Annotated in this window: 8 protein-coding genes and 2 pseudogenes; 2 read left to right on the top strand and 8 right to left on the bottom strand. The window is 67.2% G+C overall.

All coding sequences use genetic code 11. The annotated features are described in order from the left end of the window. Positions 1-162: 162 nt before the first annotated feature. The 4 genes and pseudogenes from AB0C04_RS30930 to AB0C04_RS30915 form a co-directional block, all read right to left on the bottom strand. Positions 163-3,105, bottom strand: coding sequence for a beta-L-arabinofuranosidase domain-containing protein (locus tag AB0C04_RS30930; RefSeq protein WP_357061638.1), 2,943 nt, complete (start codon positions 3,103-3,105; stop codon positions 163-165). 1,543 nt (positions 3,106-4,648) lie between these two features. Next, positions 4,649-5,854, bottom strand: a complete 1,206-nt coding sequence (locus AB0C04_RS30925) for a hypothetical protein (protein WP_357061636.1) — start codon at positions 5,852-5,854, stop codon at positions 4,649-4,651. Between the two features lie 538 nt (positions 5,855-6,392). Next, entirely contained in the window at positions 6,393-6,590 is a 198-nt protein-coding gene (locus AB0C04_RS30920) for a hypothetical protein (RefSeq protein ID WP_357061634.1), read from the bottom strand. Positions 6,591-6,720: 130 nt separating this feature from the next. Then, a pseudogene (locus tag AB0C04_RS30915) lies at positions 6,721-7,395 on the bottom strand (cytidylate kinase family protein). Between the two features lie 863 nt (positions 7,396-8,258). Between AB0C04_RS30915 and AB0C04_RS30910 the strand changes: the two are divergent. After that, positions 8,259-8,486 carry a DUF2007 domain-containing protein gene (locus tag AB0C04_RS30910; RefSeq protein WP_357061632.1) on the top strand — a complete coding sequence of 76 codons (228 nt, stop codon included), beginning with the start codon at positions 8,259-8,261 and terminating at the stop codon, positions 8,484-8,486. A 156-nt stretch (positions 8,487-8,642) separates the two neighbouring features. Here the strand turns inward: AB0C04_RS30910 and nhaA are convergent, their stop codons facing one another. The 3 genes from nhaA to AB0C04_RS30895 form a co-directional block, all read right to left on the bottom strand. Next, positions 8,643-10,535 carry a Na+/H+ antiporter NhaA gene (gene nhaA / locus AB0C04_RS30905; RefSeq protein ID WP_357061629.1) on the bottom strand — a complete coding sequence of 631 codons (1,893 nt, stop codon included), beginning with the start codon at positions 10,533-10,535 and terminating at the stop codon, positions 8,643-8,645. 38 nt (positions 10,536-10,573) lie between these two features. Beyond that, positions 10,574-11,023, bottom strand: a complete 450-nt coding sequence (locus AB0C04_RS30900; protein WP_357061626.1) for a hypothetical protein — start codon at positions 11,021-11,023, stop codon at positions 10,574-10,576. A gap of 241 nt (positions 11,024-11,264) precedes the next feature. Beyond that, positions 11,265-11,693: an OsmC family protein gene (locus tag AB0C04_RS30895; RefSeq protein ID WP_357061624.1), complete on the bottom strand. Its 429-nt coding sequence runs from the start codon at positions 11,691-11,693 to the stop codon at positions 11,265-11,267. A gap of 394 nt (positions 11,694-12,087) precedes the next feature. Between AB0C04_RS30895 and AB0C04_RS30890 the strand changes: the two are divergent. Next, a pseudogene (locus tag AB0C04_RS30890) lies at positions 12,088-12,233 on the top strand (Ada metal-binding domain-containing protein); the annotation flags it as partial. Between the two features lie 14 nt (positions 12,234-12,247). Here AB0C04_RS30890 and AB0C04_RS30885 read toward each other — a convergent pair. Then, entirely contained in the window at positions 12,248-12,904 is a 657-nt protein-coding gene (locus tag AB0C04_RS30885; protein ID WP_357061621.1) for a TetR/AcrR family transcriptional regulator, read from the bottom strand. Positions 12,905-13,134 lie beyond the last annotated feature (230 nt).

The following is a 13,134-nucleotide window of genomic DNA, read 5'->3' as shown; positions in this document are numbered from 1 at the left end:
TCTAGCACTAGAATAGCTCTGGTATCGGCGGTGCACCCCGACAGGATGTGACGGATGGCGTTCCTGAACACGGCCGTCGCCGCAGCCTCGGGGTGGGTTGGCCGCAGCGCGGGGCCGGCCCGGACGGTGACACCGCCCCGGACCGGCCCCGCGCGACGACGTTCAGCCGTCCAGGTCGCGCCGCGCCTGGGTGGCGGCGTCGAGGATCGCCTGCCGCTGTTCCTCGGTGTGCCGGCCGGCGGTCACCCACTCGGCCGAAACCTGCCGCACCCGGTTGAGGAAGTGCCAGTGGCTGGCGAACGGTGCCTCCGCCCAGACCCGGTCGAGGAAGGTCTCGCCGTTCTCGTCGCGTGCGCCGTCGTTGGGCACTCCGGACCCGACTGTGCCGAAGACCACCTCGGGCTCGATCCGCTTGACGTACGGGTGGTAGGCGTTGAACTCGCCGGGCACCGGGTCGGAGATGTAATACGGCGCCAGCGTGTAGCCGTGCGTGGTGAAGTGCATCGACACGTCGGTCGATCGGATCGAACTGGCCAGATCGCCGTTGAGCTTGAGGTCGCGATAGAAGCTGAACTCGCGGTAGCTCGGCGTCGCGTCGCGGACCACCATCAGGGTCGGGCCGTACATGATCGACTGGACCGACTTGTCGTCGAGGGCCTTCTCCACCCGGAAGCTCATCGGCATGTCGATGTCGATCGTGTCGCCGCGGTTCCAGCGCCGGTCGACGGTGACGTAGCTGCCGGGCTTGGCCTCCAGCCGCTGGGGGCGCCCGTTCACCCGTACCGTGTAGCCCTGCGTCGCCCACGACGGCACCCGCAGCCGGACCTTCAACCGCCCGCCGCCCTGCTCGAAGCGGAGCCGGCTCGACCCCTCGGTCGGGTACCGCGTCTCCTGGGTGATGACGAAACCCCGGTCGCGCCAGGTGAGGGTCGAGGCGATGAAGAGGTTCACATAGAGCGTCGACTCGTCGGCCGAATGGAGGTAGACGGTCTCCTGGTACTTGGTGTGGCTCTCCAGGCCGGTGCCGTTGCAGCAACTGCCGTTGCCGCCGTACCGGCTGTATTCGACGGTGTTGCCGATCCGGCGCGAGCGGCCCGGCCACATGTTCTGGTGGTACGTCACCTCGGTGCTGGTCACGCTGTCCACGTCCCGACGCGAGCTGAGGATCTGGTTGTGCAGGGCCTTCTCGTAGAAGTCCATGTAGGCCGGATCCGGGTCGTGGAAGAAAAGGTTCCGGGTCAGTCGCAGCATGTTGTAGGCGCAGCAGGTCTCGGCGTGTCTCGGGTCCGATGATGAGGTGAATCCGGCCGTGATGACGCCGCGCGGGCCGAAGTGTTCGCTCCGGCCGGCACCGCCGTTGCTGAAGGTGCGGTGCGGCACCACCATCGACCAGAAGTGCTTGGCCGCGACGTGGAAGTCCCGGTCCCCGGTCCGCTCGAAGATCCGCAGGTAGCCGATGTTCGGCGCCATGTACTGGTTGGCGTGACGCCCGTTGAGCTCGTCCCGCTCGGCGAGGGAGGCGTCGAAGAGGGTGGTGAAGGTGAAAGCCTTTGCCGTCGCCAGGTATTGCGCCCGCTTCTTGGAGCCGTGGGCCAGCGCCGAGAGTTCCGCCATCACCTCGTTCATCGACCCGGCCTCGCCCGCGCTGTAGATGTTCCACATTCGATCCAGCTCATCCTGGCTGTACCGGCTGAGCCGCTGGTGGGCCCAGTCGCCCATCCGGAAGGCGATGTCGAGGGCCTCCTCGTTGCCGGTCAGGTGGTACGCGTTGAGCAGCCCTCGCATGATCTTGTGGCAGGTGTACCAGACCGCCCAGACCGCGTTCGGTCCGCTGTTGGGCTGCAGTGTCGGCGGCTCGAGGCGGCTGAACTGGCCCTCCGGGAACGCGGCGAGGAAACCGCGGTAGCTGGTGCCGATGATCCTCGCGTCCCGCCGGTTGCCCGAGTGGTCGCGGGCGGTCTCGCCGTCGGTGTCGAAGCGGTACCAGGTGACCAGGTCCGCCGGGGACGCGGCCGGGGCCGATGCCTGTTCAGCGGCGAGCGCCTGCACCTCGGTCCCGCTCAGCGCCCGACGATAAATCCGGAAGTCGTCGACCGACGTGTTCAGCAGCGGGTCGTTGTTGCTTTGCCCGCGCCCGATCCAGTTGTTGCCGGTCGCACCGAGGCTCGCCGGGGTAAGCGTGATGGCGGCCGTGCCGGCCTCGACCCCGTCGACGTAGAGCCGACCGGTGCCGTCCGCGGCGGAGAGGGTGACCGCGACGTGCGCCCACTGACCGACCGGGACGGGAACGCTGTCGCCGGTGATCCGCTGCTCGGCGCTGGTGCCGCTGTTGGTGATCGCGAAACGCGGACCGGGGTTGGTCGCCGAGACCCGCGCGGTCAGCGAGAGGTGGACGTTGGCACCCGTGCCGAAGCTGAAGATCTTGGCGTTGTTCTGCGCCGCCACGAGGTTCACCCAGGCCGCGATGGTGACGTCCGCGACGTCCGCCAGGATGCCCGTGGGCAGCAGGACGTACTGGTTGGGGTGCGGGTCGCTGAGCCGTACCGCCTTGCCCGAACGGCCCGGCACCCGACCCACCGGTCGGGCGTCCAGCGCCCGTTGACATTTGCCCAGTTCCTCGACCAGGTAGTCGAGCTTGTCGAGGAAGACCTCCTCGCCGGTGTCGGCCCAACATTGCGACAGCATCGTCAGGTAGTGACCGGTGAAGTGGCCGCGCAGGAGGTGGTTGGGGGTGTCCCAACCACCCGGCCAGGTCCCGGGAGCGGACAGGCCGGCGTTGACCCGGAACAGGTGCAGCATGCGGTCCGGCCCGTCGAAAACACCGCCGGTGCCGGGGTAGTTCCGAGCGTAGTTGAGCATCCGGTCGCGCTTCTGCTGGAAGATGCCGTCGCGCAGGGCGACCTGGTTCAGCGCGAAGGGCTTGACCCGCCAGTTGGCGGCTTCCCAGCCCGGTCGCGGGTGTTTGCTTCCGGCGCCGCCTCGGTCGCCGTGGGTGCCGCCCGAACCGAATGCGGGCGCGGTTGGCGCGAGGGTCATCGCGGCCGGGGCGGCGGCCGCCAAAGCGCCAATGCGCAACAGGTTCCGCCGGGAGAACTGCTTGCTCACGTCACTCTCCTTGTTCTGGGCTGTGACCAGGTCGCTGGCCGGGACGGGACACACCGGCCACCCCACCGCCAGGAGGGAAATGTTCGCGCTAACATCGCGGCGCATTGGTGGGCGGGTTGGCAGACGATGGCGAGGCATTAGCTCAGGCAGGACTGCGCCTTGTCGGTGGTGAGAGCGCTACTGCACGTGTGTGCTCCCCATGTTAGCGATCACTAGGCCATGGTCAAGAGGTCTGTGCACGTCGATGGCGCCGCCCATCGTCGCCACCACCCCGGCGTCACCGAATTTGTCCACACCGGAACCGAGATGAGGCGAGCGCGACCGGTATCTCAGGGAGGTATTCCCCCGCGGGGGCCTCGGACATGGCACTCATGGCCAGGCAGCCCAATGCGGGGCATGAGCAAGCGTCGAGCTCCCGCTGGTAAGCCGACTGAGCCCTTTTAGATCCGCCTGAACGTCTGGGTCCGGCCTGTTCTGCTGGTTAGGAGGTTGGGCCTTAGCGCTGTGGCACACCGGGCATAACGGGTCCGCTCCGTGACGGTCGCGTCGTGCTCGACACGCCCAGTTGAGAAACGCCGCCCCGCCGGGCAGGCGTTCGACGGTGACCGCCGAGCCGTCGAAGGTGAGCCACAAAGTGAGACTGCGGGCGATGCTCACGCCCCGCCGGTCAGTACGTCGCTGCGGCGTGCGTACCCGGTGGCCTCAGCGGCCAGGATGTCATGGGCTACGACATCGCCGGTTGGCAGCGGCGCAGGAAGTATCACCGGGCGGTTGAGCCATCGACGGGCGTTGGGGTGTGGAGCGCCGCGGCCAGCGGCGCTCGATCGCACGCGTACCCGCTGGATGACGATCACGCCCACACCATGGTGTCAGAGCGGTAACGATCGGGTGCGGCGGCTGGACCTACAGGCCCCTGTGGTGGTTGCGGTCAGCTATACCGCAGCAGGACAACGGCCATGATCAGCCGGCGTGCGCACAACAGCTCGCCGATCCGGGCCTACAGCTGCGGGCTCAGCGCAGCCCACCAAGCGTCGTGTCGAGACATGCCAGCATTGTCGTCGCCGCTGGCGTGGCCGACGAGCTTGGGCCGCGCCGCCGCCCTGCCCACACGATCGTCGTCCTGCTACTCGTCGAGGAGCAGCATCTCCGAGGTTGAAAGAGCCTCAGGGAAGATCATGAGGGCCGGAATCTCGGGCCGGCCGGGTTTGCGGGTGTTCCGTCTGCCGCACCACGTTTCACGAAAGTCTCTAATGCGTCCACGATCTTTTCGCCAGCGGGAGGCCAGCGCGAGTCCTGTGCTTCCCGTCGGGGAGGATCGACGGCCGTTCGCGGCAAACCTCCCCGCCGGCGGCGTCGACGGTCGCCTGGCCCTCTCGTCGACGTCCCCGCTGGGTGTTCGCCTACGGGCGCTTCGCTTGTCCACTGGTGGTGGCGTCCGCTCTGTCGGTCGTGGTTTCGCCCCTGGTCAGGCCGGCGCCCGCGTTCCGGCTCGGGCTCCTGACGGGCCAGTTGCGCACTGCCAACACCGATCACCCGTCGAGGGTCACCGGATGGCCCGGCGCCGTCGGGTCAGGAGCAGCAGCACGCCGCCACCCAGCAGCATGGCGAGGCCTGTCCCGGCGGTCAGCCCGGCCTGGGGCCCGGTAATCGGCAAGCTGCCGCCACCACCAGCGCCACCACCGTCACCGGGATCGCCGCCGCTACCTCCGCCGCTGCTGTTCGCGGCCACCACGACCGCGAACCCGTCCTGGTTGTCGCTGTCGTCCACGTCGACCGCCGGTACGGCGATGGCGTTCGTGGGAAGGTCGCTCAGCGCCGGGCCGGAACGGTCCGACCGCGGCTGGCTCAGGCCCTCGACCCGGATGGTCCCGTCTCGCAACGTGACCGGCGCCTTCGTGGCGGCCGGCACCGTCACCAGGTGGTACAGCTCGACGGCGGAGTGGAGCTGGTCGTTCGGGTCGGTGTCCTGGTCGACAGGAACGAGGGCCAGTCGGTCGTAGGTGCAGACCGCCGTACGCCCGGCGTCACCGAGGACGCATTCACCCGGTGGCCTGGTGAACGTCGCGCCCGTGGGCACGCGCAGCTCGACCTTGACGCCATCGACCGGCTCCCGCCCCTGGTTGGCGATCGTGTAGCGCACCGCGCCCGTCTCGCCCGGATTCAGCGTGCCGGTGGATTCGAGGCTGCCGTCGGCAGCGATCTTCACCGACTGTGTCACGTCCGGTGCGACCACCGAAAGGTCGGCTTCGGGGTGATCCACCACTTCGATCGGGAACCACTTCGTGTTGTCGGCCGGATTCGTGTCGACCGGTTTGACATCGACCGTCACCTTGATCCGGCCCGCGAGGGGCTCTCCGGTCTGGACGGTGGCGAGGACGGGAAGCTCCATCGTCTCGCCCGGCCCCGGAAGCTGATCCGGCAGCAGGTCGCAGTACCAGCCGGAGAAATCGCCGTCGCACTCAGCCAGCCCGCCGGTCGGCCAGAGCGAAATCCTGAAATCGAACCTGTCCAGATCCGACGCGTCGACCCGGACGACGACCCGGGTCGGGGTCGCGTCGCCCCGGTTGCTGAGCTTCAGGTGAAGGGTCTTCTTCGTGACCCCCAGCGGAATCGTCGCGCCGGCCAGGTCGACGGTGAGGTCCGGACCCGCCGGCGTCGCCGAGGCGGACGCGGCGGGCACGCCGACCCCTCCGAGAAGAAGCAGCACGGTGGCCACCGTTCGGGGCAGCCACGGAAGTCCGAACCTCATGACGGAGTCCTCCGGATGAACGGGCGGTGCGACCCGTGGACACTATCGGCACCCGGCCGGGTTCGGTATCCCCCGCGCGACCTGTGTCGGAGGCGCTGCGCGGGCTCCGGACCGACTCAACCGCACAGGTGATCATCGCGGGACAGATTTCCTGGAGTTCGTGGCGCGGCGCGGTGCTCAACCCTGACCAAGACCGACACGACAACCTTCGTCACCCCAACGCCTGCGTCAAGGACGAGTGCCGCTGCCACGCACGCCGACTCTCCCTCGGAGACCCACCACCGCAGCCCTTGACAGCTCTGGTATTGGCGGTGCACTCGACAGGATGTGACGGCGCCGTCCGCAAGATCCGATGCCCTTGAGTGCCGCCCCGATCCGCGGCGGGATGATTGCTGGTCAAGTTGAGGCGGCGCTCATGCCGCCGATCGGGCGTCACGGGACATAGTGGAGGGGCGGGCAGCGCCCCGGCGCGGAGTCAGGCCGATCTGGCTGCTTCGGTCGTAACCACATGGCGATATTGCGTGTACTGCCGTGAAGATCAGTGGCCGCTGCCCTGGTGGCGTGTGTTTCGGGCGCGGACGGCAGCCTCCAACCGTAGGCCAGTACCGACGAGGACGAGCAGCCCGGCCAGGATGAATGGACGGTCGGTGGTGGTGCCGAGGGTAAGCACGGCGACGAGTAGTCCAACCACGATGGCGGCGGCGCCGACGTTTCGTAGGGTGATGGTGGTCAACACGCCGCAGAGTGTGCCAGAGCACAGTATGTTCGCCGGCCGGCGGCATCCCGATCTGCCACGATCCCGCGTGCTACGCGACGTCACGGCGTGCTGACTCGGCCGGAGTGAGCACCTGCCGAATTGAGTGCGGTCAGTGTGTTCGGGTCTCCCAGAGCGGCTGCTGGGGCTCGTCGTTGTGCACGATGATATCGGCGTGATCGGTCGGGTGGACCGTAGCGAAGTAGAACTGCTGGGAGGGGATGTAACGCTCGCGTCAGCGCCGTTCGACTTTGGCCCGAGATAACACCTGGCGCTCTCGGATCACGGCACGATCGACGGTCTTCTCGAGCGCGGTCGACACGAAGATGCGCAGATCCCACCGATCGATCAGTTCCGGGCGCATGAGGAAGACGCCGTCGAAGACCAGCACGGCGTCCGCGGGGGCAGTAGTGACCGGCGGGGACAGCGCAGTATCCGCGGTGCGGTCGTAGACCGCGTATTGAAAGTGTCGATCTCCGCCCGGGCCGAGCGGATCGAGCAGAACCCGGTTCAGCGCGTCGTAGTCGTGGGCGTCGAAGTAGCAGCCTTCGGCCGAGTACTCGCCGCGCGGATAGCGCTGTGCCCGAGGGAAGAGGAAGTCGTCGATCGTCGCGCGGATGACGTCGCGGCCCTGTGTGCGCAAGACGACGGCCAGTTCGTCGGCGAGCGTGGTCTTGCCTGCGGCGGGCGGTCCGTCGATGGCAACCCGCGTCGGGTGCGCGACTGTGACGGACCCGACTGCCTCAGCCAGGCGGCCGAGTACCTCGTCACGGGTGCCTTGGTCCATGTCCTGCCCCGTCCAAGTCTCGCGAAGGTCGCCGCGTCGAGCCAACCTTATGCCCGCCAGCCTTTCGCGCCCGCCGGTCCCCGAGTGAGCGAGCTTGCCGCATGAAGTGCTGCGGTCGCGGCGCACACGGTCTTGGCGGCATCGCCTCTGGTGAGGAGGGCGAGCCAGTTGAACAGCCGGACCATGGTTAGGTACAGCAGATGGAGGCGTCATGTCGCTGCTGATTGCTCGTTCCGCGAGCTGTGGGCCGACGCAGACCACTTACTGTGCGGAAGTCTTGCGGTGCTGTCGGCGTGGGATACCTCAGGGCGTCCCGTATCTCTCCGTGGCTGAGCGCGTCCGTGCAGTATTGCGACGATGGTCCCCCATCAGGGGGAGGCATGCCGCGCCCCAAGCTCCCTGCAGTAAAAAAGCCGCGTTGGTTAAGCCGTTGAAGAGCAAGGTTCCGAGGAGGTAGAGCGCGAGACGCATCTCTGCTAACGACATGCGTCGAGTATTTCGGACGGGCGCGATCCTCCTAGCGGCTGAACCTGCCTGGCCGGCCTAGGGCCGCGCCTCCTGGGGCTGTTCACAGTGACCAGCTCTCGGCTGGGTTTACCGTGTGGCCGCGATCCGGTGCTGCAGGTCGGCGATCGCTTCTTCCGGCGTATCGAGCCGGAAGGCGCATTGTTGCTGGACGAGTTCTCCACCTACCAGTGTCGACCGGCGTCGGGGAAGGACGGATGAGCCGGCCGTCGGTACAGGGCGTAGGACCTCCACCTGACAGGTTTGGCGCGCCCCACCCTCGCACCCGTCCGGCGGCCGGCGGACAGGAACGCGGTTCGTGGTTGGGTTCGGTCCGGACCGGCCTAATGTCTCTTGTCATGGAGAGTGCGCCGGTCACGGTGGCGATTGTCACCAGCCGCATCGAGGCGGAACTGGCCGTGGGCCTGCTGCGAAGTCAGGGCCTGTGGGCGACGTACATCGCGGACGACGTCGGCGGGCAGGAGCCGCAGTTGCAGCAGGGCGGCGTGCGTGTGCTGGTCGCCTCGGCCGACGAAGCCGCGGCCCGGCGCATCCTCGCGGACATCGGCGACAGGGGGTATGAGTAAGCACCATCGAGGTAGGCGACCGGCACGTGTTCATACGGCTCGAGGTCGTCGTAAACAGGGTGTCGGGCGTTGTCGCACGCGCATCGCGTCAAGGCAAGAGTTCGCGCGGCAGGATCTAGCGGCCGACCGGCGTGCTGTCGAGTCAACGGAACGCGCTTATTTCCGGCTCGCTGGTGCCTCGCGGCCGAGGCGGGCCCGGGCCCGGGCAATACGAATGGCGGCGGTCAAGGTCGTGATGTCGTAGGCGCCGTAGTGGCGGCGGCCGTTGATGAAGAACGTCGGGGTGCCGGACACTCCGCTGTTGTCAGCCGAGTCGATGTCGCTTTCGATGCGGCCGGCGTGGGCCCGGCTTATCAGATCGTCGTGAAAGCGCTTCTGATCCAGACCGAGGTCACCGGCGTATGTGACTAGATCAGTGATGTTCAGCTTGTCCTGGTGGTCGAGCAGCAGGTCGTGCATCTGCCAGAACTTGCCCTGAGCGGCCGCTGCTTCGGCGGCCTCGGCTGCCAGCTGGGCTTGCGGGTGCACGTCTGACAGGGGCAGGTGACGCCACACGAAACGCAGGTCGGCGTGGCCCAGCAACTGCCGGACGACTGGCTCGGCCTTCCCGCAGTACGGGCACTCGAAGTCGCCGTACTGCACCAGCGTTACCGACGCACCGGCTGGGCCGCGGACGTGGTCGTGCTTCTCGTCGACCCCTGGGATGAGGTCGATCAGCTCCGTCATGTCGCCGAAGAGCGCCCGGGTGCGCTTGTCCTTGGGCAGCATGTTGGTGACGCGGAACGCGGTCCAGGTCAGCGCTGAGGATACGATCGCGGCGCTGAGCACCCCGACTTTGGCCTCGGCCAGTAGGTCGCCGGTGAAGGCCAGGCTGGCGATCAGTAGCGACACCGTGAAGCTGACACCGGCGATCGTGCCGCTGCCGAGCACGCCCGCCCAGCCCACGGCCGGACGGATGCGGCCGTGTGAGATCCAGGTGAGCCCGGCCGAGGTGCCGATCACGGCGAGCGGCTTGCCGACGACATACCCGAGCAGCACGCCCCAGGTGACAGGCGACGCGAACGCCTGGGCCAGGAACGGACCGTCGATGCTGATGCCAGCGTTGGCGAGCCCGAACAGCGGCACGATGACGTAGCTGGACCAAGGGTGGTAGATGCGCTGAAGGCGGTCGTTGGGCGATAGCGTGTTCGCGAGGCCGATCGAAGCCGTACGCGCGAGCTTGGGCGTCGGCTGCTCACGGAACGACCGGAACAGCCCGCTGACCTGCTCGAGCTCAGCTCGGCCGGGGGAGTAGGCGAACGCGGTCAACCCGATGGCCAGTCCGGCCACCACCGGGTCGACTCCGCTGACCAGCAGCGCGCCCCACATCACGATGGCGACCGGCACGTACGCCGAGCCACGTCGAACGCCGGCTGCGTGGATGGCCAGCATGACCGCGAACGCCGCTACGGCCACCACGATCGGCATCATCTTGATGTCGTCGCTGTAGACCAGGGCGATGACGATGAGTGCGATCAAGTCGTCGACCACGAACACGGTGAGCAGGAAGATCCGGACCCGGTCGGGCACGCCCCGGCCGAGCAGTGCCAGCAGGCCCAACGCGAGAGCAGTGTCGGTCGACATGGCCACGCCCCAGCCATGCGCGCCCGGCCCGCCGTGGTTGATCACCAGGAAGATCAGCACCGGGATCAGCATGCCGATCACGCCGGCCACGCTGGGCAACACGAAACGTCGCCGGTCGCGTAGGTCGCCGAGGTCGAACTCGCGCCGCGCCTCAAGGCCGACGACCAGGAAGAACAGCGTCATCAAGCCGCTGTTGATCCAGGTGTGCAGGTCGCGGGAGAGCTCGAGGTGCCCGAGGCGCAGGGACAGTTGGGTGCGCCAGACGGCCTCGTAGGAGCCGACGTCGATGTTGGCCCAGAGCAGTGCGGCGACGATGGTGGCCACGAGCACGCCGGCGCTGCCGGACTCAGTTCGCAGAAAGGCTCGCAGCGGTGCCGGTAGATTCCGCATCCAGATCGTTCGGCCGATCATCTTGGTTTCGGTCACACGTCACCTTCCGAAGCTGGCCGGGCCAGCATGGATAGCTAGATCACATGCGGCAGTGCGGGCACGCGACCCCTCGGTTCAGTACTGATCGCGCTGCCCCAGCTGTAGCCGGCTGCGGAGAGAGCGATGCTGCTCTGCAGGATGCGGGCGACTATCAGTGAGCTCATGGTCGGGACGACCGCGCACATGATCGACGCGATGGTGAAATCGGCGATACCCACGAGGAAGACCTGGATCAGCTCGCTGTCGCAGCTCAGCGCGTCAACGTCGAGCTCGGCATGCTCCATCGCCTTCCTCGACGACTGCAACGCTCGCTCGAACCCGACGGACCGCCCACCGTGGCCCGGCTGATCACACTGCGAGCCATGCGCGACGCCGGCCTCACACACGCCGTGATCGTCGCGCCGATCCTGCCCGAATTGACAGACAGCACCGAGCAGATCGACGAGTTGATCGGCACCCTTGGCCGACGCAGAGGCAGGCAGCATTCTCCCGGCGCCGCTGCACCTGATGCGCGGCGTCAGAGACCTGTTCTCCGCCTGGCTGCGCCGCCAGCATCCCGAACTGCTCTCCACGTACGCCGGCCTCTACGCGTACGGCTCGCGCACGCACCGTCATTACCGCGGCTCGTCAGGTACGCGTGAACCAGGCATTGCCGCGCCACGGGCTGCCGATCCCCGACAACCGCTTACTGCTCGGCGGTGATCGTCGAGCAGCGAGCGGCCTGATTCAGCGCGGCCCGACGAACTCGGTCCTCACGCTCCATGCGAACTGAATCAGCAGGGTCACCGGAGACTTCTCGGCAATGTCGTGCATCACCTTCAAGTCGTCGGGGTCAGGTTCTTCGCTCAGCGTGATTGTGCGCTGCAGGTAACGCTCTGCGCCTTCCTGCTCGGGTTCGTGGTAGTCGATCTCGACGGTGATGTCACCGGCGGTGTCGTACTTATAGTCGACATACTGCCGAAGCGTCTGAGCAGTGCACGACGCGAGCGCCATCAAGAGGTACTCCGTCGGCGTCGGGCCTTCGCCGAGTGCGCGGTTGTGCGGTTCATCGGCGACGAACGTGAAGCCGCGGGTGGTCATGTCCGTGCGCCGGCGCTCAGTGGCCGGAAGGACAGCTCGGGCGGATGCGACGACACGGTCCCGATCGGTTTCCATCAGCCGCGCCTTCCTGTAGATCCTGGAAGTGACGGTCCAGATACGCGGATCCAGCAGCAGCCGAGCCGCAGTCTGGGCAGGGGCTGTGGCCGGGCGTATCACCCCGTCATCGAGTACCTCCGCAGGCTAGCCTATGCGGACCAGATCGTCCAATTTGCCGTTCGTCGTCAGAGCCGCTCGGCCCTTGTGAACCATCACACGGGGGTGTTGTAAGCTGCATTGCGGGGCGGCTAGGACCAGGGTGCCGCCAGCTGAACTCGCTCAACGGCAAACCCAGAAATGGACCCATCAGTCCGTTAAGGTTACGTGAGGAACATCGATGATCAGTGATCAGTAGGCGCAGTACACGGCGATCCATCGACGCGAGGAGCGACTCGATGGCAGCCTTCTTGCCGCGGCGAAGACGACCGGCATCTACTGTCGGCCGTCGTGTCGTGCCAAGACCCCTCGGACGGAAACGTCGACTTTCACCCGACAGCGGCCAGCGCCCAGCTCGCTGGATGCCGAGCCTGCAAATGCGGGTCCCCCGACGCAGCGCCCTGGCGCGGGCTCAATTAACGGGTCGGCTCGCCGGACGGCTCCGAGAGGAACGATTTGATGTGTTCCAGCGCCATGTCCAGAGCAACTTCCATGGGTGCGACGTTGTGTGAGGCGTTCGCCAGCAAGTAGCCGCCTTGCAAAGCTGCCATCAATCCCGTAGCCAACTTCTCCGGGTCGGCGTCCTGGCGCAGTGCACCGCTGTCCCGCATCCGGTGCAGACCATCACTGATCAGCTTTTCCCACGCCGCAAACGTCTCCGACAGCATCGATCGAGCCTGCTCATCTTGATCGGACAGCTCGACAGCCATCGACCCGAGGCCGCACCCGTATTTGCCGTTGTTCAGCGAATTGGCCTGGACCAGCGCGTTACGCCACCGGACCAGCCCTGAGAACGATTTCAGTCGTTCGAGGCCTCCGCGCTCGCGCTGAAGCACAAGCGCCCCTCGATACTTGACCAACTCGCGCACGAGTTCCTGCTTGTCGGCGAAGTGGTGGTAAAGCTGAGACTTGCTCGTCTGACTTGCCTCGCGGACGTCGTCAAGGGTCGTCGCGTTCACTCCGCGCACGAACATCAGCCGGTTCGCCGCCTCGAGGATCCGCTCTCGCGTCGCGATGCCCCGTTGACTGATCCTCCGCTGCTTCGTCGGCGCAGCCACCTGCTCGTCGCCCATTGGTCAAGTGTATCGGCGCGCCAGAAAATCCATCGAGAATGGGACCTTGGAGTCCATCCGTTTGCCGCACTCTCGACGCCACCAGCCCTCGTCCAGGCGACCACCTCGGCCCCGGGCCGGGGGGGGGGGGGGGGGGCGGGGCGCGGCCCGGGGGGGTCCGGGGCGGCGACGGGGCGGCGGTACCCCCCCCCCGGGGGGGCGGCCGCGGGGTGGAGGACGGTGCGGCCGGG

It is taken from the genome of Micromonospora sp. NPDC048909 (genome assembly GCF_040649635.1).
Lineage (GTDB): Bacteria > Actinomycetota > Actinomycetes > Mycobacteriales > Micromonosporaceae > Micromonospora.
The sequence above is the reverse complement of the archived record's forward strand: the minus strand, read 5'-3'. Positions and strand labels throughout refer to the sequence as shown.

What these genes read in the sequence shown, in the direction of transcription:
- AB0C04_RS30910 (WP_357061632.1), top strand. Translation starts at nt 8,259, where the DNA reads ATGGAGAGTGCGCCGGTCACGGTGGCGATTGTCACCAGCCGCATCGAG.
- AB0C04_RS30900 (WP_357061626.1), bottom strand. Translation starts at nt 11,023, where the DNA reads ATGCTGCCTGCCTCTGCGTCGGCCAAGGGTGCCGATCAACTCGTCGAT.
- AB0C04_RS30885 (WP_357061621.1), bottom strand. Translation starts at nt 12,904, where the DNA reads ATGGGCGACGAGCAGGTGGCTGCGCCGACGAAGCAGCGGAGGATCAGT.
- AB0C04_RS30895 (WP_357061624.1), bottom strand. Translation starts at nt 11,693, where the DNA reads ATGGAAACCGATCGGGACCGTGTCGTCGCATCCGCCCGAGCTGTCCTT.
- AB0C04_RS30925 (WP_357061636.1), bottom strand. Translation starts at nt 5,854, where the DNA reads ATGAGGTTCGGACTTCCGTGGCTGCCCCGAACGGTGGCCACCGTGCTG.